The sequence below is a fragment of the Sphaerospermopsis sp. LEGE 08334 genome, assembly GCF_015207205.1.
In the GTDB taxonomy this organism is placed as follows: domain Bacteria; phylum Cyanobacteriota; class Cyanobacteriia; order Cyanobacteriales; family Nostocaceae; genus Sphaerospermopsis.
The window spans coordinates 1-25,737 of sequence record NZ_JADEXH010000007.1; the positions used below are offsets into that span (position 1 = coordinate 1).

Annotated in this window: 25 protein-coding genes and 1 pseudogene; 3 read left to right on the forward strand and 23 right to left on the reverse strand. The window is 37.3% G+C overall.

Going from position 1 to position 25,737, the window contains the following annotated elements; genetic code table 11:
• Positions 1-999 (forward strand): VWA domain-containing protein (locus IQ237_RS05370; RefSeq protein ID WP_194053101.1); only part of this gene is annotated, 999 nt, incomplete at its 5' end.
• A gap of 105 nt (positions 1,000-1,104) precedes the next feature.
• Here the strand turns inward: IQ237_RS05370 and IQ237_RS05375 are convergent.
• A pseudogene (locus IQ237_RS05375) lies at positions 1,105-1,296 on the reverse strand (hypothetical protein); the annotation flags it as partial.
• Positions 1,297-1,322: 26 nt separating this feature from the next.
• Between IQ237_RS05375 and IQ237_RS05380 the strand changes: the two are divergent.
• Positions 1,323-1,928 carry a hypothetical protein gene (locus IQ237_RS05380; RefSeq protein WP_194053102.1) on the forward strand — a complete coding sequence of 202 codons (606 nt, stop codon included), beginning with the start codon at positions 1,323-1,325 and terminating at the stop codon, positions 1,926-1,928.
• Between the two features lie 19 nt (positions 1,929-1,947).
• Here the strand turns inward: IQ237_RS05380 and IQ237_RS05385 are convergent, their stop codons facing one another.
• From IQ237_RS05385 to IQ237_RS05435, 10 genes are all read right to left on the reverse strand, one after another.
• Entirely contained in the window at positions 1,948-2,631 is a 684-nt protein-coding gene (locus IQ237_RS05385) for a Uma2 family endonuclease (RefSeq protein ID WP_194053103.1), read from the reverse strand.
• Between the two features lie 215 nt (positions 2,632-2,846).
• Positions 2,847-3,056 (reverse strand): type II toxin-antitoxin system HicB family antitoxin, encoded by a 210-nt coding sequence (locus IQ237_RS05390; RefSeq protein ID WP_194053104.1) that lies wholly within the window; start codon positions 3,054-3,056, stop codon positions 2,847-2,849.
• The gene (locus tag IQ237_RS05395; protein WP_028083551.1) at positions 3,053-3,277 is read right to left on the reverse strand and encodes a type II toxin-antitoxin system HicA family toxin; all 225 of its coding nucleotides are present in this window, start codon (positions 3,275-3,277) and stop codon (positions 3,053-3,055) included. The genes IQ237_RS05390 and IQ237_RS05395 overlap by 4 nt, the downstream gene beginning before the upstream one ends.
• Positions 3,278-3,497: 220 nt before the next feature.
• Complete coding sequence (locus IQ237_RS05400) at positions 3,498-4,067, reverse strand: DUF5838 family protein (RefSeq protein ID WP_194053294.1); 570 nt, start codon at positions 4,065-4,067, stop codon at positions 3,498-3,500.
• Between the two features lie 12 nt (positions 4,068-4,079).
• On the reverse strand, positions 4,080-5,441 hold the full coding sequence (locus IQ237_RS05405; RefSeq protein WP_194053105.1) for an AAA family ATPase: 1,362 nt from the start codon (positions 5,439-5,441) through the stop codon (positions 4,080-4,082).
• Between the two features lie 32 nt (positions 5,442-5,473).
• Complete coding sequence (locus tag IQ237_RS05410; protein ID WP_194053107.1) at positions 5,474-5,713, reverse strand: hypothetical protein; 240 nt, start codon at positions 5,711-5,713, stop codon at positions 5,474-5,476.
• A gap of 452 nt (positions 5,714-6,165) precedes the next feature.
• Positions 6,166-7,247 (reverse strand): IS630 family transposase gene (locus tag IQ237_RS05420; protein ID WP_375539897.1). Its coding sequence is split into 2 segments (ribosomal slippage): positions 6,166-6,773 and positions 6,773-7,247, totalling 1,083 coding nucleotides; the frame shifts between segments, so codons are not numbered across the junction.
• A gap of 245 nt (positions 7,248-7,492) precedes the next feature.
• On the reverse strand, positions 7,493-7,930 hold the full coding sequence (locus tag IQ237_RS05425; protein ID WP_194053109.1) for an HNH endonuclease: 438 nt from the start codon (positions 7,928-7,930) through the stop codon (positions 7,493-7,495).
• Positions 7,927-8,322, reverse strand: a complete 396-nt coding sequence (locus IQ237_RS05430) for a hypothetical protein (protein ID WP_194053111.1) — start codon at positions 8,320-8,322, stop codon at positions 7,927-7,929. The genes IQ237_RS05425 and IQ237_RS05430 overlap by 4 nt, the downstream gene beginning before the upstream one ends.
• Positions 8,323-8,402: 80 nt before the next feature.
• On the reverse strand, positions 8,403-9,194 hold the full coding sequence (locus IQ237_RS05435; RefSeq protein ID WP_194053113.1) for an RNA polymerase sigma factor SigF: 792 nt from the start codon (positions 9,192-9,194) through the stop codon (positions 8,403-8,405).
• Between the two features lie 567 nt (positions 9,195-9,761).
• Here IQ237_RS05435 and purB point away from each other — a divergent pair.
• On the forward strand, positions 9,762-11,057 hold the full coding sequence (gene purB / locus IQ237_RS05440; RefSeq protein ID WP_194053115.1) for an adenylosuccinate lyase: 1,296 nt from the start codon (positions 9,762-9,764) through the stop codon (positions 11,055-11,057).
• 472 nt (positions 11,058-11,529) lie between these two features.
• On the opposite strand, the gene IQ237_RS05445 is transcribed toward purB, so the two are convergent.
• The 12 genes from IQ237_RS05445 to IQ237_RS05500 all read right to left on the reverse strand — a co-directional run bounded on the left by IQ237_RS05445 (position 11,530) and on the right by IQ237_RS05500 (position 25,605).
• Positions 11,530-12,720: a glycosyltransferase family 1 protein gene (locus IQ237_RS05445; protein ID WP_194053117.1), complete on the reverse strand. Its 1,191-nt coding sequence runs from the start codon at positions 12,718-12,720 to the stop codon at positions 11,530-11,532.
• Positions 12,721-12,808: 88 nt separating this feature from the next.
• The gene (locus IQ237_RS05450) at positions 12,809-14,071 is read right to left on the reverse strand and encodes a glycosyltransferase family 4 protein (RefSeq protein ID WP_194053119.1); all 1,263 of its coding nucleotides are present in this window, start codon (positions 14,069-14,071) and stop codon (positions 12,809-12,811) included.
• A gap of 103 nt (positions 14,072-14,174) precedes the next feature.
• A complete protein-coding gene (locus IQ237_RS05455; protein ID WP_194053121.1) occupies positions 14,175-15,572 on the reverse strand; it encodes a hypothetical protein in 1,398 nt (465 codons plus the stop codon).
• A gap of 41 nt (positions 15,573-15,613) precedes the next feature.
• Complete coding sequence (locus IQ237_RS05460; protein ID WP_194053123.1) at positions 15,614-16,525, reverse strand: FkbM family methyltransferase; 912 nt, start codon at positions 16,523-16,525, stop codon at positions 15,614-15,616.
• 415 nt (positions 16,526-16,940) lie between these two features.
• Positions 16,941-18,050, reverse strand: coding sequence for a glycosyltransferase family 4 protein (locus IQ237_RS05465; protein ID WP_194053125.1), 1,110 nt, complete (start codon positions 18,048-18,050; stop codon positions 16,941-16,943).
• Positions 18,051-18,111: 61 nt separating this feature from the next.
• Positions 18,112-19,248, reverse strand: coding sequence for a glycosyltransferase family 1 protein (locus IQ237_RS05470; RefSeq protein WP_194053126.1), 1,137 nt, complete (start codon positions 19,246-19,248; stop codon positions 18,112-18,114).
• A gap of 47 nt (positions 19,249-19,295) precedes the next feature.
• Positions 19,296-20,453, reverse strand: coding sequence for a glycosyltransferase (locus tag IQ237_RS05475; RefSeq protein WP_194053127.1), 1,158 nt, complete (start codon positions 20,451-20,453; stop codon positions 19,296-19,298).
• Positions 20,450-21,394: an FkbM family methyltransferase gene (locus tag IQ237_RS05480; protein ID WP_194053129.1), complete on the reverse strand. Its 945-nt coding sequence runs from the start codon at positions 21,392-21,394 to the stop codon at positions 20,450-20,452. The genes IQ237_RS05475 and IQ237_RS05480 overlap by 4 nt, the downstream gene beginning before the upstream one ends.
• 9 nt (positions 21,395-21,403) lie before the next feature.
• Positions 21,404-22,447 carry a glycosyltransferase family 2 protein gene (locus IQ237_RS05485; protein WP_194053131.1) on the reverse strand — a complete coding sequence of 348 codons (1,044 nt, stop codon included), beginning with the start codon at positions 22,445-22,447 and terminating at the stop codon, positions 21,404-21,406.
• 83 nt (positions 22,448-22,530) lie between these two features.
• Positions 22,531-23,448 (reverse strand): FkbM family methyltransferase, encoded by a 918-nt coding sequence (locus tag IQ237_RS05490; RefSeq protein WP_194053133.1) that lies wholly within the window; start codon positions 23,446-23,448, stop codon positions 22,531-22,533.
• A 95-nt stretch (positions 23,449-23,543) separates the two neighbouring features.
• Entirely contained in the window at positions 23,544-25,325 is a 1,782-nt protein-coding gene (locus IQ237_RS05495; protein WP_194053135.1) for an ABC transporter ATP-binding protein, read from the reverse strand.
• 61 nt (positions 25,326-25,386) lie between these two features.
• Positions 25,387-25,605 carry a hypothetical protein gene (locus tag IQ237_RS05500; protein WP_194053137.1) on the reverse strand — a complete coding sequence of 73 codons (219 nt, stop codon included), beginning with the start codon at positions 25,603-25,605 and terminating at the stop codon, positions 25,387-25,389.
• Between the last annotated feature and the right edge of the window lie 132 nt (positions 25,606-25,737).

Below are 25,737 nucleotides of genomic sequence, written 5' to 3' on the forward strand. Positions count from 1 at the left end.
CCCCAAAGTCAAGACGACTCAGAAGAACAACAGGAAGAGGAAGAACAGGAAGACAAAGAAGAACAACAGGAAGAACAGGAACAACAAGAACCCCCAGATATTCCCGAAGAATTTGTATTTGATCCTGAAGGCGTAATTTTGGATTCTGATGTATTATATTTTGCTCAGATGTCCCAACGTCAAGGTAAATCTGGAAGTCGTAGTTTAATCTTCTCAGAAGACCGGGGACGTTATATCAAGCCAATGTTACCCAAAGGTAAGGTAAAACGTATTGCCGTAGATGCCACATTGCGAGCCGCAGCACCGTATCAAAAAGCACGTCGCGCCAGACAGCCGAATAAAAAGGTAATTGTTGAACAGGGTGATATGCGGACAAAGCGGTTAGTTAGGAAAGCGGGCGCTTTAGTTGTATTTGTGGTTGATGCTTCTGGTTCAATGGCATTAAACCGGATGCAATCAGCTAAGGGTGCGGTCATGCAACTTTTAACCGAATCCTATCAAAACCGAGATCAAATTGCTTTGATTCCTTTCCGGGGTGAACAAGCGGAAGTGTTATTACCTCCTACCCGTTCTATTGCGTTAGCTAAAAACAGGTTAGAAAAATTACCTTGTGGTGGTGGTTCACCATTAGCACATGGGTTAACCCAAGCCGTGAGAGTGGGAATCAATGCCCAAATGGGCGGAGATATTGGCCAGGTTGTGATTGTGGCAATTACGGATGGTCGTGGTAATATTCCGTTATCACGTTCTTTAGGTGAACCCCAAGAACCAGGGGAAAAACCGGATATCAAAGCGGAATTGCTAGATATTGCAGCGAGAATTAGAGCAGCAGGGATGCAATTGTTGGTAATTGATACGGAAAGTAAGTTTGTTTCTACAGGTTTTGCCAAAGAGTTAGCGAAAACTGCGGGAGGTAAATATTACCAGTTACCGAAAGCGACAGATAAGGCGATCGCATCTATGGCTAGAGGAGCGATCGCTGATATAAAATCTAGATAGATTGTCTGAATCAGGATTTCCAGGATTTAAGGATTTACAGGATGTGAAGGTAAAAATCAATTCTGTTTATTCTCTAATCTTGTTAATGCTGATTCAAATTCATGATTATTTCCGCACAGACCAAGAACGAACTTGACCCAAAGTTACAGGAATCCTATCACTAACATCAATAGTAAACAGAAAAACTCTCTTCGCCCTGCGGCCATTTTCCGGGTCAAAAAACTTTAATTTCACATCCCAACAATCACTATTAATTCTGCAGAAAGGACTTTTTTCTACCTCAATACTATCAATTTTACATCATTTTTGTAAAAATTTACATTATGTCATACAGTGATTTTACCCTCAAAAAAGTCAAGCAAACTTTTGGCATAAATACAGTTGAAAATAAAAAGTTTTTGCCAGAAATTAAACCAATTGCTGCTAGTGCAACCCTCACTGATTTTTTAGCAGAAAGTTTACCATTAGCTATAGCGACGGGAAGTGAAAAAGCACGTTCTGAGTTAATTATTAGTCCGGTTTTACTAGAAGTCCGTAAGATATTACACAGAAAAATTAGTTTATTTTCTGGTATGGATTTTACTGTAGATTCGGCTTTAGGATTGAATGGAGTCTGTGATTTTGTTCTCAGTCGTTCAGCAGAACAGTTAGAAGTTGAAGCACCAGCAGTTATGATTGTGGAAGCTAAAAAATCAGACTTAAATCCGGGTATTGGCCAATGTATTGCGGAAATGATTGCTGCTCAAAAATTTAATGAAATTAATAATCAATCTATTCCTACAATTTATGGTAGCGTGACTAATGGTACTGTTTGGCGATTTCTACAATTAACGGAACAAACTGTAACAATTGATTTTACAGATTATCCCCTTCCTCCTGTTGATGTCATTTTAGGAATTTTAGTTTGGATGGTAACTTCTGCTAACTAGATAATTGTCACCAATCAGACTAACTAGATAATCTACTAATAAAATTCTCATGTTCTGGACTTGCTAAACCCTGCTGGACAACGGTTAACACTTTACCTAAATCTCCTCCTAATAATGCTGTTTTGTCTAACCATAAACCGGGGAAAATCTGAGAGCAAGTTATATTATCTGCATTGGGTTGAAGTTGAATATACTCTCCTTTTTGTAACCTAAACCAATCAAATTGATGGTCATAAACTCGCCAGATTAAATATTCTTGGACTTGATTACGACGATAAACTTTGAGTTTTTCATGTAAATCATAGGAAGCACTAGAAGCGGCAATTTCTACTATTAATTCTGGCGCACCTTCTACATAATCATCTTTATTTATTCTTGATTGTCCTCCTGTTTCAATTCTTAATAAAGCATCCGGTTGTGGTTCGTTATCTGTATCAAGAAGGACGGTAGTATTATCCAGTGCTTCCACGCCTGGTGTAGCTGCTTCATAAGTTCCTAACCAAGTCATAATGCGAGCATGGGGTTTACCATGTTGTTTTGCTCTAACAGGTGATGCCACGTAAACTACTCCTTCAATTAATTCGGCTTTTTTCAAATTCGGCATGGCATGATAACGCCGTTCAAATTCATGACGGGTTAATTTATCGCCGTTTTCTAGGGGAGGAATAGTTAAGATGGGAGAAATTGCAGTAGTAGATATCATAAATTTGCTCGAATTTTGCAGAAAATGAAATTATCTGAATCAGGATATCCAGGATTTAAGGATTTTCAGGATGTTATTTAAATCTTGTAGGTTGGGTTGACGGATGTTACCCAAAATTTTGGTGATTTTGTGATTTAATTTTGTTGGGTTGCGCTTTCTTTGTACCCAACCTACATCTAACCTATAGATATCATTATTGTCAGATTATGTCTTTTTTAAGCTATTTTTTGTAATATTTGGGGTTGGGGTATAGGCTTACCGATTTGATTATAGCCATACAGCAAATCTTCTAACACTTCTTTGGCATTTTCTAGAGCTTCTTCATAGCTTTCTCCGTGGGTTTTAGCATATTTTCCCCATTCAGGTAAAAAGGCAATATAGGCTTGATCTTCGTCAGACCATTGAATTAGAATACTATATTTCATAGTTCATCTCCTTTTTCTAATTGTTCAAGTTCTTTGATACTTTCTATTATATCTTTCTCTTGATAGGGTTTTGCATCCTTGCTGTCTTTACCAGATAGAACTACAGGTTTTGGTAAAAGTGGATGAATCCAGTAAGAATGACTACCTTTTCCCCGCTTTGGTAATAACGTAAATCCTGCTTTTTGCAACATCTGTTTTAATTCTCTAATTTTTTTTGGCATTTAATGTGATTATTTCAGACTTCTGGTGATTGGAAATTGCAGAAAATAAAATTGTCAGAATCAGGATTTCAGGATTTACAGGATGTTATTTAAATTGTGTCGGTTGGGTTGACGTATGTTACCCAACATTTTGGTGATTTTGTGATTTAATTTTGTTGGGTTGTGCTGTTGCTTAACCCAACCTACAACTACTTCAGTATGATTGCCAATTGCTGAGAGATTAGTTGAAGGATTTATAATAGTAAAGTCTAACATTTTCGATTCTTGTTTTTTCTAACTCTTTTTGGACAGTACCTACCCACATATTAGGTGAAATATCCTGATTTTGATAAAAACTGTGAACTCGTTGGGCTGCATCGTTGAGTTTGAAATAATTAGCTAGATCTTGCTTATTTTTAAGATTATAATAGAGAACTGGATTATGATTAGCTTTTGAGAGTCCAAATAGAAATAATCTGGTAACTTCTAGAGGGTCTAAGACGAACTTCGGAAAATGTCGCCAAACCAAATTTTGGGTTTCTGATTTGGCAAAATCTTCTTCTTGAATTTCGGGATAAAGCTCAATTTCACTGCGACCGTTGAAATAGAAATCAAAACCAACAAGAGAGAGAAACGGACGTACGGAAATCAAATCCTCAGCGTTGCTGGCTAGGGATAAAGCTTTATCTAACTTTTCGGGATAATCTTCGATTCTAATGTGCATTTTTAAGCTAGATTCAGCAAGATTGCTTCTTAAATCAATCCCCGCAGAAAGAACGGTAACTTTACGAAAATCAAAGTCAGATCCTATAAATCCTGATTTTTATTGTGGAAATGAGAAATTTCTCACATATTCCCCAAAAACAGGAGATAATGAAAACATCACCTTATCATCTTTAATTTTCACCACTAAATACCGTTGTTGCAAAGATTGTAAACCGTTATTAAAATCAACTGAGGATAAATTTAAGGTTTCTATTAACGTTTGTCTTAATTCTTCTCTAGAAATAGGGTTTTCAAATCTACTCAAATATAATACTATTTGTTTTTCTATAGGTGATAAACGGTTAAAAGTCTCTTGAAAATAAGACTGCATTTGCTGGGTAATATGTAATTTATTTTCTGCTAAAAATTCAGCTACTTCACCATCATAATTTTTGGAGATTAAGACGGTAATAGTTTTTAAAAACATTAAATTACCTGCATATAATTTAATTAAATCTAACCAATTATCCTGATTTTTTAATCCTGTGTTTTGGAGAATATCGGGATGATATAAACCTGAGATTTCTAAAGATTTACTAGGAGATAATTCTGTATCTAAAGATTCCATTTCTGGACATTGTTCTTGACTAATTAAGATAATATTACTTTGATGTTGGGTTTCTATAATGATTTTGAATAAGGTTTGATAATCTTGATATTCTGGTTGATATTTTCCCGCAAGTTCACCAGGAATAAAGAGATTTTGGATATCATCAAGGATAATTAAACATTTGTTGTTGGTGAGAATATCAAGTAATTGTTTGATTTTATCGTCTAAGGTTTCTTTAGGTTCTTGTTTGCAGATTTGCAATAAGTCATCAATCAGTAAATTTAGAGGTTTGGGATATTTTAAAGTTTTCCAGATAATGATTTCAAATTTATCGAGGTTTAAATCTATGAATCTTTTTACTAGAGTGGTTTTACCTATTCCTGATGTTCCTAAGATGGAAATTAAACAAGAGTTTTGATTAAATATCCAGTTAGATAAAGTTTCTAATTCTTGTTCTCTTCCATAAAATCTAATAATTCTCGGTGATAAAGTTAAATCATGATATGATAATTTATTTGCAGATTTATCATAATTTTTATAATTATTTTGACGACATAAATTAATGTTATTGTTCTCGAAATTAAGAATTTTAGAAAACTGAGATATTTTAGAATTTACAACTCTTTCTATAGTCCAGGCAAAATTAGACTTATTAATATTTTCACCTAAATTTTCAGATAAAAACTTAAATAACTTTCTACTTTCATCACCAATATAACCTTCATCATATTCATAAATATCAGCAATTTGTTTATAAGTTTTACCTTTAAATAATTCTTCAATAATTCTTTTTTGCAGATCATCTAAATGTTGATCTGTTTCTGTGAAAATTAAATTATCTACAAATTGTAGAATTTCTGTAATAGTCATAAAAAGTAGATGTTATAAATTGATCTTATCATCTAAGAAGCCCAACAAGTATGATCCGGAAAATTACCTGCTTTCCAATGCTGACGTAATTTAATTACTGCTCTTGTGAAAATATGCTGATAATTTTCAATATTAATAGCTTCAATTTCTTGAATTTTTCCATCATGTTTATCAAGATAAACTTTCCCTAAATGTTCAGGATCAGTACCGAAATTATAAGTAACACCTTGCTCATCTTCATTAACCTTAACTAACATTACATAAAAAGCCATAAAACCCTCCTATAGCTATAATTTTTACAACATATTTATTATATTTATTCAGGATTCCATGTTCTGCCTGATTTAATTGTAGCATTATGGGCAGTACGATAATCTGTTTTAAATATTGCTTCAAACCGAGACTCAAAATATTCATTTTATAATAATTTTATATCCTCATTTTTATAATCTCCTTTCTGTAATCTAAACCAAGCATCAGCAATATCAGGATCTGGATCGAATGTTCTCATACTATCATCTAATTGATGTTTTTGAAAAAATATATGCTCTTTTATTCTTTGAATCTTCTTTTTAGAAAACCCTGTATTTTTAGCGATAGTTAAAACATCGTCACTTTTTCTAATTTTTTCATAATATTGTGGTGCATAAATCTCCCATCTATTAATATATTCATCCAGTTTACCACCAGTAAAACTATAAGTAAAACCTGTTCTATAGGACTCCTATTTGATTTTTGAAAAAAATCCGTACATCTGAAGAGTGGCAAAATCAAAGGTAGTGTGTCGAATAAACCATTCAAACATCCATTTCAAATGCGAGAATGTTGGAATTAAGGCACAAAAACGCCGCACCCATGTTTTGGCTTGTAACCAAATATCCTCAATAGGATTTTGTTCTGGACAATTGGGTGCAAAACGGACGCAGCGTATTTTCCATTGGTCAATTGTCAAACCTTGATTAACTTCATCCAAAAACCCTTGAATTTCTTTGGAACGATGATAGGTCGCACCATCCCAAAAAAGTAACAATTGTTGCTCGCCAGACTCATTTAGTAAATATCGCAGATAATCAATTGTATTTTCTGAGTTCCCCTTATCGTAAGCTCTGAGCAGCAATTTTCCTTCAAGATAATCAACTGCCCCATAATATGTTTGTTTATTGCGCTCATTCACCACTGGAACTGTTATTTCCCTATCAGTTCTCCCCCAGACATAGCCACTTAAGTCTCCCCACATTAAATGACACTCATCAATTAATAATACCCTCAATTTGCCGGTTTCTATTTCGGAACGCTTGCTTGCCAGTAGTGTTTCAATCTCTTTTTTTTTTCTGCCACAGCCTCTGGGTTGGCTTTGGGATTTAACTTTGTGGTCTTCTTCCAAGCTATGTCAGCAGCATCGAATAAATCATAGTAACTTTGCTTTGACTCATAAACCACATCATATTCAAAGGCTAGTTTGTACTCCAATTCCCCCAGTTCCCAGCAGTTCTTGGTTTGCAACCAACTTAACACTTGTTGGAGTTGTTCGCTACTCAAATGGCTTTTTCGCCCTTTGTGGTTTAACTTTAAGCCATTAAGTCCGTTTTCCTCGTAAGCTTGCTTCCAACCAGTTATCGAACCTAAAGACACATCTAAAATTGTCTGGATTTCTTCGTATAAGTAATCTTGGTAAACCAATTTCACCGCCAAGGCTTTTCTGGCTTCACGAGCATCACGACAACCTGCTATGAAGTCTTGTAGTTCGGCAATTGCAGTTGCCACTTTTGCTGGGTATGATACATTTGATAGATGCTGCTTTATCATTGTCTATTTTTACACTTATATCCTCACACGTATTTTCTCTTAATCTTTTTCAAAAATCAAATAGGATTCCTATAGAAGATTTTTTATGTATTTAGTCATCTTTAGATGACTTTTGCTATTAGACTGGGAATTCATTCCCAGTCGGGTTATCGGTTTTATGTTAAATTGACACCAATGAGCAATGCTAAACCCCTACAAAGATATCGGTTTTGTACATAAATTACAGATGTAAATAATTCGATATTTTAAATTTCTAAATGATCAGAGCATGGTGGATGCCAACCAGCTTTAACCCAATTTTTACGCACAGTAACAGCTAAACTATTATTCAATCTTAACGCCCTGATTGTGGCTCGACCACAGGCAGTTAGACCAATAATTTCTGTTCCATCTAAACTCCAAGTAAAATGTTCTTGCCACTGTTGTTGACGAGGATTAAATAGAGAAATTATTTTGCCAGATTGAGGGTCTAAATCCTCCGTTTGCGTCCATTTGTATTGATTACATAATTCACAAGCTAAACACAGATTATCTTCTGTATCATCTCCTCCCTTAGCTAAAGGCTGGATATGATCAATTTGCAACCTGCCCATAATATAATCTTGATGACTAAGGCAATACTCACAGCGATTTCTCGCACGTTGTCTAACCTTTTGGCGTATTGTTTCAGATAGAGAACTCATGTTGATAAAGAAGTTTTTATTCTTCTTCTAACTGCTTCAGCTAAACCTTCAGATTTTCTTAATTGTCCAATTTGATAAAGCGACATTAAAATTAACAATTCATAGCGTTCTGCTGCTGTTAAACCAGTATTTTTTCCTTTAGCTTGTAGTTCTCCCAAGCGTTGATTTTGCATTACATCCATTTTTAAATTAGCTAATTCTAGAACTTCCTGATCGGAAACATCAGCAATGTTGGAATTAATGCTCATTTCTGAGAGATTATCTAAAGTAGGCAATACTATTTCTAGTGTGTCAACCAAAACGTCTGATACCTCTCGCGCTGTTGCTTCTCCAAGACGCTGGACAGATGCAACTAAACTTTCAGATAAGTTGATAGTGATGGGAATAGTCATAGAAAATCAAATGTTTTCTCACAATTATAGGGTAAATGATATTTGAGATTAATTTAATGGCTGATTCAGACAAAGAATAACTAAGCACTCATCACCTCTGTCTCGCCTTGTGGTTGCAAATAGCAAATTAATTGTTGAATACCTTGATGCAGATAGCGAGTAACAGTCATCGGACTAGCACCAATTTTTTTACCAGCATCCTTGCGAGTTAGTTCCTTAACCAATACTAACTCAACTGCCATCCGGGGTTTATCATCTAACATCCTCATCGCCCCTTGTAGCTGTAGTCTTTCTTCCTCTTGTTGCTGAAGCATAGTAGTATGGGGACAGGGAAGTATATCACCCAAAGTCATTTGATAATCTACGTTGTTAGTTAGATTAGCATCTAAACTTAAAGGCATCCGGTTTTGATTTGCTAACTTGCATTCTTGCCATTCTTGTACAGAAATATGCAGTTTTTCAGCAATTTCCGTATCTTTGACAGGACGACCCAAAGATAATGTTAATTCTTTACAAAGAAGTTGCCCCTGATTGTAAAGTTCTTGCCAACGGCGGGGTATTTTAACTAAAGTCGAGCGATCGCGTAAAAAATGCAATATTTCACCGCGAATATAAGGTACAGCAAAGGAACTGAAAGCATATCCTTGAGAGGGATCGAAACGCTCAATAGCCCGGATCAACCCCAAATAACCAATTTGTTCTAAGTCTTCATAAGGTTCATGGCATTGATGGGTAAACTTATAAGCCATCTTCCGCACCAAACCCTTATGTATCTCTACCAGTTGATTACGCAGTTTAATTGAAGGATTTTGGTGGTATAAGTGTAATAACTCCATACCATCAGGTTGGATAGAGGTTTCACTTTTTGCCATATCAATTCCTTTGTAGTAATCCCTTGTTCTGCACAATGGAGTTAGTATAATTTCTTCAAATCTTTAATTATTTTCCTCAGACCGTACTCAATAAGCTATCGTTGTTTTACTGAATTTTAAATCAAGTTTAACGCATACTTACGTAATTTTACTGTTGCTTGACAAGATTTTTAAATTTGTCTCCAGGGTTTGCTGAAGAGGCAGGAGATCAAGGAGTCAGGAGTCAGGAGTTCAAGGAGTCAGGAGTTCAAGGAGTCAGGAGTTCAAGGAGTCAGGAGTCAGGAGTTCAAGGCAAGGAGTCAGGAGTCAGGAGATCAAGGAGTCAGGAGTCAGGAGTTCAAGGCAAGGAGTCAGGAGTCAGGAGATCAAGGAGTCAGGAGTCAGGAGTCAGGAGATCAAGGAGTCAGGAGTCAGGGAAATTTTAGATTTTAGATTTTAGATTGAAGTTAAGAAAAATAATCCAAAATCCAAAATCCAAAATCCAAAATAGAATCCCCAGTCACCAATCCCCAATCACCAATCACCAATTCCCTTGTAAAATATGACAGTTGTATTATATGCCCGAATGTGATTGAGCGTTATACTTTGCCCGAAATGGGCAATCTGTGGAATGAAAACTATAAGTTACAAACCTGGCTACAGGTAGAAATTGCTGTTTGTGAAGCTCAGGCAGAACTAGGTTATATTCCTAAAGAAGCAGTTGCAGAAATTAAAGCCAAGGCGAATTTTGACCCCAAGCGGGTGTTAGAAATTGAGGCGGAAGTTCGCCATGATATGATTGCTTTCTTGACAAATGTCAATGAATATGTTGGTGATGCGGGACGTTATATTCACCTGGGTTTAACCAGTTCCGATGTACTGGATACGGCATTAGCACTACAATTAGTTGCTAGTTTGGATATCTTGTTACAACGATTAGAAGATTTAATTGGGGCAATTCGCAACAAGGCCAGAGAACACCGTTATACTGTGATGATTGGGCGATCGCATGGTATTCACGCTGAACCCATCACTTTTGGTTTTAAATTAGCCGGTTGGTTAGCGGAAGTATTGCGACACCAAGAACGTTTGCAAGTCCTGAAAAAAAATGTCGCTGTCGGTAAAATATCCGGGGCGGTGGGAACTTATGCCAATATTGAACCTCGTGTAGAAGCGATCGCTTGTGAAAAACTCGGACTCAAACCCGATACCGCTTCCACTCAAGTTATTTCCCGCGATCTTCATGCCGACTTTGTACAACAATTAGCCTTACTGGCAGCATCTATAGAACGCTTTGCCGTAGAAATTCGCAACTTGCAAAAAACCGACGTTTTAGAAGTTGAAGAATACTTCTCCAAAGGTCAAAAAGGCTCTAGTGCCATGCCCCACAAACGCAACCCCATCCGCTCAGAAAGACTGACAGGAATGGCGCGACTGGTAAGAAGTCATGCAGGAGCAGCTTTAGAAGACGTAGCTTTATGGCACGAAAGAGATATTTCTCACAGTTCCGTCGAACGGGTAATTTTACCAGATGCTTGCATATTAACACACTTTATGCTCCATGAGATCACCGACTTGGTGACAAATTTGCTGGTATATCCCCAGAACATGGAACGCAACCTTAACTGCTATGGTGGAGTCGTCTTTAGTCAAAAAGTTCTCTTAACCTTAGTAGATAAAGGACTCAGCCGCGAAGAAGCTTATAGCATAGTCCAACAAAACGCCCATACTGCTTGGAATAAACCAGAAGGTAATTTCCGTGATTTGATTAGTAAAGACCCCCGTGTAACTGCAAACTTGTCAGCAGCAGAAATAGATGGTTGTTTTGATCCACAAAACCATCTGAGACATTTAGATCAAGTTTATCAAAGACTGGGAATTTAAAATTTAGGAGTCAGGAGTCAAAACTAGAGGTCAGAACTTTTCCCAGATATACCCGTGGAAATGTCAACTTTTCACATCTTAATTGCTTCTGACTCCTGTATTTTTGACAGTAAGTAGACTGGTTGTTAATAAAATCAGAATTTTACTAGATTACCAGGCTTTGAGTAGATAAATACTGATATCTTCGTTTGTACACCCTATTTAGGGCTTGCTGAATAAATGTAAAACCCAGATATATCAAGGGTTACAGGTTGATAAAGAGGAAAAAAGTGCAAGGGTTTTGAAGGGTATACCTGAAAAACCGTGCATTTTGGGGATCGCAAACCCAAAAATTTGGGGATGACAGATAGCTGAAACTGTTCCCTGTTCCCTGTTAAGAGTTCCCTGTCTTCACGGAAAGACTTTCTCAGCAACCCCTATTTAGTAGTTAAAGGAAAATTGATGTCTATATTTTTACTTTCTTAATTTCGTATTAATATTTAATTCTTATGCTGCTTATGATACTCGTATATATACTACAAATTGAAGTGCGGAATGTGGGATTAATACAGATGATTTTAGAGTAAAATTTAAGATACTGACGTGCTACGTCTGATTTGGAAAAATGAAAATTATCACTTGTTTGATTGTGGGGCTGTTCTAAAGCATCAAGAATAGCTTGTGAGATATTTTTTACTGCATCACCTTGAATGTCAAAATAACAACAGCTAGAACCAGCAATTTCTCTAAATATGGGAATATTAGAACAAACTACCCGACACGAAAAGTAAAGAGCTTCCGCCAAGGGTAGACAAAATCCTTCCTGAGATGAAGGAGCTATAAAAACTTGGCATTTTTGATACAACCAACATAATTCCTCATCTTTAATTGCACGAATTAGCAACACTTGGTCTTGAAGCAAGAGATATTGAATTTGATTATACAATCTCTCTGTTTCTGGGCCTGTGTTGCCAACAATAATTAGCTTTGTTGAATGTGGGATAGGTTCATATTTTTTTAACAAGTAAAATGCTTGGATTAACAAATCTATATTTTTGTTTTTTCTGTGTTGAGCAACACATAACAAAAAAGAATCATTCTTGCCAATATTTAAATCAACTGGTGGTTGAGGAGTGATATGATTAAAATCAACATAATTATAGATAACCGAAATTTCTGAGCATGATTGCAGATGTGGAAAGTACGAATGTAGGCTACTTAGTGTAGTTTGAGAAACACAAGTAAGACTATTACTATTTTGAATACATTGTTTTAAGAATAAACGGTTAAAGATAACATTTGGATACCCGAAGACCTCTGGTTTTTCGTATGGATACAAATCGTGAATAGTAGAAACAACAGGAGAGGAAAAAAGTGGGCGCAGAAATGGAAATGGAAATGACATATGAACTATGTCAGGACTAAGACTGTTTACCAAAATTGGTAATCCAAATAAAAACCAGATATTTCTTACCAACGAATTATTTTTAATATCTACACTGATTAATTTGATTTTATCGGAGTGAAAAAGTTGCTCAAAGTATTGCCTCTGCCATACTCCAATAATTAAAGTTACTTTGCTAACCTCTGGAGTATCAGCAAGACATTGAGCAAGATTCGCAGCATATCTACAAACACCAGTTGGGTTTGAAGGTCTGTGTAAAGCAGCAATCAGGATGTGCATATTGGTTTACTTATGAAGGTTAGAAAAGGTTAGAAAAGGTTAGAAAAAGTTAGAAAAGGTTAGAAAAACTAATGAGTTGAAAGCAATTTCAAAACACTTGAGATACAACATCAGTTTGCGAGACTTTCCGGCTACCAACCTCTAGATATAGTTTGTTCAAACGCTCACCTATAACTTGCCAAGTGTAGTTTTCACGTACTAATTTCCGACCTGCCTGACCCATACTGACCCTCAGTTCTGGCTCTGTAACTAAATGAATCATTGCTGCTGCCAAGTCGCGTACAGCTTGATATGGTTCATCAGCAGGAATTTTAAAGCCAGTTTCATCTGTAACTTGAACAGCAGGTCCACCTAAATCTAGACAGATTACCGGACGACCTGCCGCCATAGCTTCCATGCACACCCACCCTCCAGAATCATGTAAGCTGGGATGAACTAGCACCTGACAGTCCCTCAATAAATCTAAAGCCTTTTCACGAGGCAATCTTCCCCAAAATTTAACTTTTTTAGCAATTCCTAAATCTGATGCCAAAGTTTGTAGTTGATGCCATTCAGGTCCATCTCCTACTATCCAATACTCTGTATTTGGTAGATTTGCTTGAGCAAAAGCACGCAGTCCAAGGTGAAAGCCTTTCCAGTGCAAAAGTCTACCCATGCTGATAAATCTGACTATTGGCTCATTAGGTATTTCATATTTACCTAAAAGCTCCATGTCTTCTGCTGATAACCCTGATTCAGGCATAATCTGGACATGGTTCACACCCATCTTATAGAGGCGCTGGGCGGTATCCTTGGTTGTAGCTCGAACTACAGCACTTCTGTTAGCAGTAAGACGTACAAAGGGGTCTTGCTCTCCCAGCCATCGAGCAAAGCTGCGGGCAATTTCATAAATTTTGCCATTTAAGCTAAAATCCTGCCAAAAACTGATTGGCGCAGATTCTCCACCACCTACTGGACCCCAAATTAAGGGAATTGGTAACAGTGACAAGAAGCAAGGACTGGAATACTTGACAAAGGTAACATGGTGAATCAAATCAAAGTTAATTTGTTGATGCAGATATTTAGCAACAAAATATGCCTGAACTTGCCAGAGGTAATAGTGAAGTTGCATTCCTCCAGACTGTCCCCATTTTCTACTATCCTGCCAAAAGGGTAAAGTAAAATAAACAAAATGAAGATTTGGGATGGGGTTGCGTGCTAGTTCTGCCTTGATGATATCTTGGCTTTCATCAGGTCGGGTTAGTACCCAGACTTCATGGTATTTGGCAACTTCTCGCGCAATATTCCAACCCACACCAGGTTCAGAACCCATACCGGGTTCGCAGGAGTAAGCAGACATTAAAATTTTCATAGTTATAAGTAGGCGGGCATTGAAATTTATCGTTGTAGCAAGGCAAAAGGCAAGCATCTCGACTTCGCTCGATAACCGGCAAAAGGCAAGAGGAAAGGTGTTATTATAAAAGCTCGATCCATTGGCGTTGTACTAATCTAGTAGCCTGTTCTGTCTGTTTCCTCAGTCGTTGTTTTTGCCATGAAAGTCCTAATACATATGCCAGCGAAAGCATAAAACCTGGTTCCTCCATTTGAGTAAAAATAAAACCAAGGACAAAAACAGCTAACAGACTTACTTTCAAAGAATTATCTAAACCAAATTGTTGCCAAGTTAAATAACATAGAAATAGGTATGCTCCTAAACCCAAAATTCCTATATCTCCCCATATTCCAGCCCAACCAAAAATAGGGCTAAAAAGACTGGAACTATAACAAAGCCAAAAACTATTCACAAACTCCATTGCTTCTTGACCAATGGGACGGGTGGTAGCACCTAGTGATCCGAGAATTGACCAATAATCTTTGAGAAACCATGCTCCTAGTCGGCTTACAGTATGTCCTGGACCTAGACCAAACAACCAATTGAGAGAGGATTGATAATGGGATAAAATAGAGCGTACTGAGTAAAATTTGGCATACCAAGCTTCACCATCTGGTCCGTAGAGTTCTGGTCGCGCCCAGGACGTAAATGCGGCAAAAGCTTCTAAGTTTTGTACACACCAAAGAAATCCGTATCCTACAATAATAGTCGCAATCAGAAGTTTGATAGTTTTATTAATATCTTTGAAATTTAGTAAAATCAGCAAACCCCAACCAATCAGATAAGCCAACAGAAGTTGTTTAGAATCAGAAAAGAGAATCTGCCAAAAAGCAGCAAGAATTACCGTAATTCTCATCCATAGTGGAAAGGTCTTTTCATTGCTAAAGAAGTAGAGAGTCAAGGCAACTGATACCGAAGCCGATACATAATTTCCTGCCCCAGAAACAAAAAATACTCCTCCGCATCCGTCTGTTCCATTCAATCCTTCAGCGTAGAGTTGCCCTGAATCAATTAAGGGTTTCTGGATAGCAGCAAGTAAAAAGTTAATTACAGCAGACCAGATGAGCCACTTCTTCATGCGTGTAATAGATTTAGCAGACATGGGAATACAGGAAATAGCTAGTAGAAACATGAAGGGTTCGCCAAGCATCATAAAAGTAACAATTGCATTAATCAAACCTGCATGATTCCATAAAGCACTAGCCAACGCTACTACTAGCAAAATGAAAAGTCCAATCAGAAAAGAATAGGCAATAGCAATTTGTTTGCGGTCTTTTGTGGGACTGGTTAATAATACAACTACTAATACAAACGGAACAACTGCGAAGTGAGCAAGATTGAGAATTGAAGGAGCATTAGTAATTGAACAAAAAATCCGGGAGTAGAAAACTGTGGAAAAGGCAAAGATAATTAAGCTCGTGTTATCAATCAATCCCTTTTTTTTTAATTTTTGATTTATAGGTAAATGCCAATACATCATTGCAAGATTTTACGGCTGTAAAAAAATATCTCTCAAACCCATTAAGTCTTCATTAGATAATTTAAACGTTCCTCAAATACGCTATTTTTAAGTACTGCAACATAATCAGGTGTTACCCGTAAATTATTGCTCTTACTAAACAAGTCTACAACTTTCGTTTTAAGAAAGCTTTTGTATATCCTGAAAAGTCTATAATCATAAGTATGAAGAAGCTGAATAACTGGATCAGTAGCATTACAATGCTTATGTCTTTCAAAAACAATGCTGCCAATTTTACGTTTATTAAGGGCTTCTTTCATTCCCTCAAGCACCTCAAGCTCATGTCCTTCAACATCTATCTTGCAAAGAGCTACCTGAGATATATCACTTTCCTCTAACCAGGCATCAAAAGTAGTAGTATCAACTTTGATATTTTCGTGAGTTGGTTCTTTAATTTCTGGCAAAGTGCTAAGATTAGTGTCTTCATTGTTTTTGTTAATATGTGACCATCCAGGTTGTATTAAGTCCACTGTCATTGTTAGTTTTCCAGAAAAGTTGGAGAGGGCTTTTGGAATTAAAGTTGCACAGGAAATGCGATTCGCATTTAAATTTTCTCTAAGACATACTTGCAGTCTAGGAACAGGCTCAAAACAATAAATATGACCTGATGAACCTACAAAGGGTATAACTTGGAGAGATGTATCACCAATATTCGCACCTATGTCACAGAAAACATCCCCATGCTGAATAAGACAACCAATTACAACAGTAATCCAAGGTTCAAAATCTCCAAACCAGAATAAGTTCTTAACAATATAATCTTGCCCGTATGAGTACGAAGCATATTTTATGCCATACTTAGCTTCAAATTCCCCAAAATTACTTGGTACATCGGGTAGTCTTCTTAATAAACTTGCCCTTGGTTGCTGAAATGGATAATGCTTTGTGAATGCACGCAAAATATTTAAAATCATTTAGTTAACCTTTTAAAACATTGTAATCTGTTAGCTGTCTTTTATCAGACTTGTGAATAATACAATTCCTAAAACTAAAGGAACAAATGCAAAGTGAGCAAGATTGAGGATTGAAGGAGCATTAGTAATTGCACAAAAAATTCGAGAGTAAAAAATTGTGGAAAAGGCAAAAATAATTAAGGCTGTATTATCAATCAACCCCTTCTTATTCATTTTTTTAGTTATAGGTTGTAAATACATAATTTAGATATTTTAAGACTTTGGAATGAATGTATATAGTGGAATAGAACTAAGTTAATTCCTAACACCTGAGTTTCAATGATTGAGTAAATTTGGTAAAAATTATTTAATACAATTTTAGTTATTGTATTGTGCCTTATAAGGTTCTCTATAGAATAGATAGAAATTAGGATTTTCATATATGGAGTACCTCTTGATAAAGATTCAAGTAACCTAAAGCTACTTTACGTGGGTGAAAGTGGGTTCTGGCATAAGACTTTGCACTTTGTGACCAGTGTTGCATCTGTACTGGCTGGTTCATAAGCTCAGTCAAACATTTTGCCGCTTCCTGAGAGTCTGAGGGTAACACAAGACCAAGATTATGTTGGTTAAATAGTTCAGCCAGGTTAAGTGTATCGGCAATAGCACAGGGTACTCCTAAATACATGGCCTCTGCAATTGAGATTCCAAAGACCTCCCATCGGGACATTTGAATATAAAGGCTAGCTTCAGAGAGTACATTCACCTTCTCAAAGCCAAAAACTGGCTCGTGGAAGTAAACATTTGAAGGAATATTGTTTTGGAGGCGTTCCATCCATTTGCTTGTTTTAACATCGTTACTTCCATATAAATGAAGTTCTACTTCTTGTGGTAAAAAGCCTGCAATTTCTATCAATTTATCTATACCTTTATGTAGAACGTCAAAGCGTCCCAGATAAACTAACTTTTTGATCTCTACATGACCCTTCCATCTGTGATCTTCTAATAGATAAGAATCTACAGGATTGGGTAAACAGTGAACGATACCTTGATAGTCAGGTACAAAAAACCGAATAGCTTTTTCCTCCTGGGGTGTTACGGCTGAGATTGCAGATGCCCTGTAAAATCTTGGCTTTTCCACAAGCCAACTGTAGAGACTTTTCTTCAACCATCCTCTTTGAAGAAGCTGAGGTGACATGGCATGAGGAGTAATCACATAGGGAATTTTATTTTTTACTAGCTGTCTTGCTAGAGTAGCCTGCTTGGGAAGAAAAACTGAGTGCATATGAACAATATGCGGCAAATCGGAATTGAATAAAGATGTCAGTATTTGTGGGTTGTAACGCCAGGTATCTGCTGGAACGTAGACTAGCTGAAAACCAGCTTCCTCAGCTGCCATTTTGGCAGCTTGATCTGGTGGAATTTCTACCACTAGAGTTACTTGATGACCAAGTAAGGCTTGCTCTCTAGCTACTAGCCAGACAGTCATATTGACTCCATCTACTGTCTTTGGAGTGGGTGAACAACCAATATGCCAAATCTTCATTGCCAGTTCCAATCATTCCTAATTTTTATATCAAGTTGGCCTATATAGTTATTGAAATCTCTTATGTTTTTCTTTCTTGCTCCAAAACTCTTTCATAGATTCCAGCTACCTGTTGAACTGTTTTCTCCCACATAAATAACTTTGCTCTTGCTAGTCCCTGCTCTACCAAACGCTGACGGTAAGAACAATCATTTTGCAGGCGATACACTGCTTCTACAAGTGCTTGATCATCCATTGGATCGAGCAAAATAGCTGCATATTCAACTACTTCCGGTAGCGAAGCAACATTAGAAGTGATCACAGGTAGTCCGCAGGCCATTGCTTCAATAATTGTCAAACCAAATCCTTCATAAAGAGATGGTGCTAATAAAACATCGGCTGCATTGTAAAGTTGAATCAAAATGTTTTTATCAGCAATACCAAAGTCAAGAATATCTTGGTCAAGATTGTATTGTTTGATAAATGCTATTTGCTCTGCTGTAAATTTGCCTCCTGATCGCCAAAGACGTACTGATAGTCCCCTATCTTTTAGGGCTTTTAACACCTGCAAAACAGTTATGATATTCTTACGCTGGTGAGTTGAACCAACATTTAGTAGACAGATTTCTTCAGGCGATCGCTGATACTGTTGTCGAAAAGATTTGACTTCCTCAGATGGTAATGGGCAAAACGAAGTTTCAACTCCGTTGGGAATTACTACAATTCGCTGTAATTCAATATCCAGTTTTTCATGAACATCTTTAGCTGTATTTGAAGAAACAGCTACTATACAATCAGCATCACCCATTCCTTGTACTGAAAATTTCCAGGATGCCATACTCAAAACAGGAAAACGGGATTGTCCTTTGAGAATTTCTGGATAGACAAAATGCACTAAGTCATGACAGGTAACAATAATAGGTTTACCTTTCTTTTTCAACCAATAGGCTACATGAGCATTGGTATGATCGATAATGTGATAAATGTCTCCTTCTACTTGACATACTTGTTGGGGATGATGCCAAAAACGCTCATAATACTTGCGAATACCAGTTCCAGAGTGCCACAGGTTTTCTTGGTTTCGGCTCCAGGGTTGTGGTGCAACCTCAACAATTTCCCAATTTGGACGGATCGCCTTTAATTCGGCAACTAAATTGTCAGCGTAGACATCCATGCTCAGAGCAACACCTGTTTCTCTGCGAACAATTACTAACCGCATTGAAAGTCTACCTCACAAAAAACATAGAGTGACATTTGTTTCACTTCCTAATTCACAACTAGTTCATTATTTTTTTGCTGTAATAATTTCTGCCATAAACAGATGAGACGATCAGCAATGCGATCATGGGAGTAAAGTTGATTTACCCGATGCAAACAATAATTCCTGATCTCTTGATACCATTTGCTGTCTTGAATCAAGCGTGCCAATATGTTTGCTAGTTCCTGAGTATTTTCTTCTGAAAAAATTAAATCTGATCGTCCAATGACATTGGGAATTTCTCCACTATCAGAACCAACTACGGGGACTCCCATTGCCATTGCTTCAATCAGGACGTGACCAAATTGTTCTTTCCATTTAGGAGTGGTGCGGGAGGGCAACACCAGCACATCAAACTTAGCGATCGCCTCTGGTGCTTGTTCGTGGGGGACAGCACCATGCCATATCACCCAATCTGCTACACCTTGATCCTGGGATATCTGCCTCAGTTGTGCTTCATTGGAACCAGAACCGCAAATGAGAATGCGGAAGTTTAAACCCTGTTTGCGTAAATAGTGAGCAGCAGCGAAAATCAAATCTATTCCTTTGCTGTGGGTTAACCGTCCCAGAAAACCAATGTGAAATGGTTCGCCTGTTTTTTGTTGACGGGGTGCAAACAATTCAGGGTCAATGCCCATTTGCGGCATCACTTCCAGCAAACCTGTATAACCCCAACGGCGCATAATTTTTGCCCCATCTTGATTACCTGGAAGTACGAGACTGGCAGTATTGAGGACAAACCGACAGATCCAGCGACGGGGAAAAGACAGGGAGCGATCAATATTTTCCCAACCAAAAATAGCTAGGGGTTTACCTGTGAATCCGCTCCAGATGGCAAACTCAAATGCACACAAGGAAAAAACTTCTTCCTCTACCTGAACAATATCAGGGCGAAAATCATTCAGCACTTGCCACAATGTCCAAGGAGCATAAATATGTGCGCCTCCACGACCGCTAAATAAAACAGGAGCGGAGTAGGTGCGGATCTTAGAGTAGGGTGTTTCTAATGGGATGAGCCGATTCCATTCCAATGCTTTCCAGTTACTGGGAGCTAGAAGACCGACTTCAATATTGCCAGTCTGGGCGATCGCATTTAATTTGCCCTGATTTATTCCAACAACGTAAGCATGACTAATAAACAAGACACGAATGGATGTTGTAGTCATCTCACGCTATGCTCCCTATTTTTAACATTTACCTTTTTATCAATAACAGGCAAATATTCCTGAGCCTGAATCTGGGCAAGAAGAGATAGTTGATCTTTTGTAGCAATCAAGTTAATAATATCTGGCAAGTGTGCATTTGGATTGAAAATTTCTAGATGTCCTGCACCACAATACTGATAAACCTCGTAGCCATATTGTTTGAGCAATTGCAAAATCTCAAGCGATTGATAGCCAAAGTCCGCATAACTGTTAGGAGCATATTCAAAAATCCAGATTGGTGCTAGATGGTAAGGCAAATTTAATAACCTTGTTGCGCCCTGAAAAACAAATTTCTCAGCACCTTCAACATCTACTTTGATCAGGTCAATTTTGCGCTCTTGATTTAGCCAGTAGGCATCTAACGAGGTACAGTCAACAGAAACAATTTTCGCTAGTTGCTCAGGTACTACCTGCTTCCGAATTGATGACAATGTGGGTTCGTCAAGAATCTGAAACTCAATTTCACCTACATAGTCACTAACCGCAGCACAATTGAGAACAACTTGAGTAAAGCCATTCATCTCCACACTTTGACTGAGAATAGGAAACAAATGGGATTGAGGCTCAAAGGCATATATCTGACCAGATGCTCCGACTATTTTTGCTGCCAGCAGTGTGTACTCACCAATATGAGCGCCTATATCGAACATTACCATGCCAGGTCTCAGGAATCGAACCAAAAAATCTGCGGTTTCGGGTTCTGAAAATTCCTGGTAATAAATAGCAGCGCCAGAGCCAGTTTTGGGAATGACAATTTTCAACGTTTCGGCAAAGGGAATTACGTAGGGTTGATCAGTCACTTTCCAGCGAAGTCTCCACCAAAGCCTCTTCATTACTGCTTTTAATGGATTACGCTGAAAATCTCGTCGATTCAGAAGTCTTTGAAATGGTGAATGAGTCATAGCTACCTCTTAGCTAACGGAGGCATAAATTTTTTTAAGCAGCTGAGGTCGAAAAAGGGGAGTGAAGAACCAGGTAATAGCAGGTTTAGCCAAAGGTAATGGCAATAACCCAGTCCAAAGAAACCACATTGTGTAGATTAATTGTTTCTGCCAGCTAAACGTCGTATATTTCCAGATACTCTGAATACCAGAACTAATTAGAGAGAACAATTGGTCATGCTCAATTGGATGGTTCTCCGGGTTTAAACGCAAAGATGCCAGACGAACCTGAAATCTTGCCATAGAACGTAATTCAAAGTCTTGCGGTAATTCGTAACCAAGTTCTTTGGCTTTATCCAGCAGTAATTTATAGACTACTAAGTCATGTCGAATAAAACGATGTAAGCGATCGCTAGTCACTGTAGCTAATGCCCATTGATTGCTACCGTGAATCCGGTAAGCACCGAGAGGTTCTTCTACTGCTGCTACTTCTCCAGCAAATGGGACAAGCACTGACAAGTAATCATCGGCGGTTAGCTTGTAATCATCGGCAATTGGGAAAAGGGGTAGCAGTGCTTTGCGGTTGAGCGCATTACCACTAGTAGGAACTCGGACGTAACCGCCAATATCAAGCAAAGTTTTCCAGACTTCACCGGTTGATAGGGGTTTACCTCCTTGGGGGAAGGTATAACCCAGGGATTGCCTATCTGCATCGACAACCTCTAAGCGGTAATGCACCTTAGAAAGCTTTGGTTGCCAAACTGCAACAATTTTTTCCACAGTTTGGGGATACAAATAATCATCAGAATCTAGAAAAATAATAATGTCGCCCTTGCTTTTGGCAAAACCGCTATTAAAAGCAGCAGCTTGTTTACCGTTGGGTTGTAGGATGGGGATGATGCGATCGCCATATCCAGCAATAATATCACGGGAATTGTCAGTTGAACCATCATCAACAACAATAATTTCAATATCAGGATAGGTTTGGTTAATGGCACTATTGATTGCGTCTGGGAGAAAGCGATCGTAGTTGTAATTGTTAATGATAATACTAACCAGTAAGTTTTCAGTCATATTGTTATTCCTAAAGAAATGCCAATCTTTAAGTGGTAAGCCTGTCTGTTAAACTGATGAGTGCCACTTCTGTGCCTATTCACTCATACTGAGACTACTCCCAATTGATTCAAAACCGAGTCTGATGTTTCTGCTGGGATAAGTAAAATATTCTCAAGATTGGGCTTAATTTCTCTGAGATCGACAAATTGACATGAGTGAGTTTGTTGAAAAAAGCGATAGTTCCAACTGGAGACAATATCTACTACATCTAGAAATGAATGTCCAAACTTTGGTAAGAAATAATTGTTAAATTCGCCATAGATAATGGGACGAGTTTTACTAAGAAACGATATACCACCACGGAAAAACATAACCTCAGATCCTTCAATGTCAATCTTGAGCAGGTGACAGTTTTCTACCCCTTGTTCCTTCACAAAAGTATCCAGCATTGTCAAACGAGCCGTTGAATTCATACCAAAATAATTAGTTGGAATTTCTCCTTTAACCATTACTGCATTACCGGTTTTAGAATTGTTGTCATTTTCCATAGACATCTCTATGATGTCTTCATCATCACCAAGTGCAATATTGTGGGCTGATACAATTCCTTCAAGACTATTTAATAATATGTTGGTAGTGAGCCTCTCAAAGTTAGATTTGACTGGTTCAAAAGCATACAATTGACCATTTAATGCTTGTAGTTTGCGACCTAATGCTACTGAATAAAATCCAACGTGAGCGCCAACATCAAAAACAATACTCTTTTCTTCTAGGTAACTTGATAATCTTTCCAAAATGTCGTTATCATAAAATCCCGTCCAATAAGGCCACTGCTCTGTTCTACTCCGCACATCTAACTGCATCCAGCTTCCATCTTGCATTTTTACGGTTGAAATACACTCTTGATCACTATCGAAGTTAGTCAATAAACGACTGATAATGTTTCCTAAATGACGCTTACCCCGGAAATATGGTGTAGATCGAGATAAAGCAGCAATTGAATTACGGAATTTGGACATGATTTTCCACCTATACAATCTAGCACTTTGTGTTCCCTAGTTGATGTATTTCATAAGTTTGAATTGCATAAACAAGGGCATAATTTTTGATCTTTTTATCTTTTTACAATCACTTCTTTATAACTGCCTGATTTGATAATTCGACCTTGTTCAAGTTGGTAAATACAATCGCAATGCTCAATTGTCGAAAGGCGATGAGCAATAATAATGATTGTCTTATTACCAGCTAAAGCTTTTGTCGCTTCAGTAATCAGATGTTCTGTTTCAGAATCTAGAGCGGCAGTTGCTTCATCAAAAACCAGGATTTCTCTTTCGTGATAAAGCACCCTTGCAATCCCAACTCTTTGGCGTTGTCCTCCCGATAAAAGAACTCCCCGTTCACCAACGACAGTTTTCACCCCTTCTGGAAGTTGCTCAACCAATTCGCTAAGTTGAGCCATCTCAATTGCTTTCTTTAATTTATTTAAGTCAATTAAATGATCAGGAACTCCAAATGCAATATTCCGTTCCAGGGTATCATCAATTAAAAATATAGACTGGGGAACATAGCCAAGCATATTCTGCCAAGCACGTAAATTGCTATAAACTGAAACCCCGTCAACTTTGATATCTCCAAATTGAGGAATAAAAAGACCCAAAATAACATCTACTAAAGTAGTTTTACCAGCACCAGATTTACCAATTAGTCCAATAGATTCTCCCTTACGAATAGATAGGGAAATATCTTCTAGAACATTTATTGTAGTGTTTGGATATTGAAATGTAAGCCTATCTACAATAACTTTATCAGAAAACTGAAATTTTTGCTGGTTGTTGCTTGGCAATAAGCTGTGAGAATCAAAGTCGGTTATCAGCTTTTCTCTTTCCAACTCCTTAAGATCAAAAAATAGCTGATCAAGAGAATAACTATTACCTCTAATCACATTAATGCCAGAAATTAAATTTCCGACTGCGGGTAGTAATCGAACTGAGGCAAGTGCAAAAATTCCTAAAACCCCAGTTAGGCTTTCTATCTCATTCCGATTTAAGCTGATAAATAAGAATGTGAAACCAATCAAGAAGCTGATCATTAATGGCTCAAGCACAAAGCGGGAAAGATTACCATAGGCTGAACTTAAAGTATTAGTTTTGGCGTAAATTTTTGACTGCTCCTCCATCTGCTGTTCAAAATAGGATTCGCAACCGATGACACGAGTTTCTTTCAAGCTTCCTAATCCATGATTCGTAATGCAAATCATCTTCCCATAAGCATAAAATCGTTCTTTGTTCCAACGAGCTAAACGATCTTTCATTGGATGTAATAATCCAAAAGAAATAAGCAGAAGGAGGGCGATTAAAATTAAAGCAAAAGCATTAGTTTTGATTAAAAGCAACATTAATGCTATGACAATTATAGTATTAGATATAAATGTCAAAAATGTAGATAATACATGAACACAGACCGAATCCGTTGTGGAAATTATATTCTGAATAAGTGTTGATGAATTAAGCCGTAAATGATAGCTATAAGGAGCTTCAATATATACTTTTAGAAGCTTACAAGATAATTCGCTTCTCAAATCAAAGCTAAATTTAAACACCGTTTTTTGAGCATTAAAAGCTAAAAATGCTTTCAAACAAAAAGCAATAACAACTACCAATCCTAGCAGAATTAAAAATTGCTGTTCGGAGTTAAAATTCATCTGGTTATACATTAAATCTAACCAGTAAATATTTTTGATTTTATCTGGGCTGGTAGCAATCAAAATGAATGGAGCAATCATTCCAGTTCCAAAAATTTCTAAGCCAGAAATCAGAATGAATAGAAAGAGCATCACTATCAGCGATTTATGATGTCCTTTTGTAATATATAAAAGCTTAGGTATAAAATGAGTCATTGGTACTTAATTTCAAGTGAATTGAACTGAGGAAGTATTTAAAAAAGGCAGAAATATCACCTTAGTTAGTAATCTTGGATATGAGATTTTCAAATTTATTTATCAATTTCAGCTTTAACCTTCGCCAAATAGTCAGCCTCCAACCAGACCATGCTGTCATATCCAGATAATAAAAGAAATAATCTTTAAGTGGAGTATGACGAGATGGCATAGCATAATTATCATCAGCCGCACAAACTACTATAATTGGTTCATCATCTATTGAGAATGTTGATAACATAAGATCGCTTCCTTAGTTACTAGATTGTTAAACAAACTGCTTAATTTTAGATTCGATTTACAAAGAGATAGTATTGAGGGGGCGACAAAGAAGCTAAAGAGGTTCCTGGATAAGCATCATAGCCCTCATACC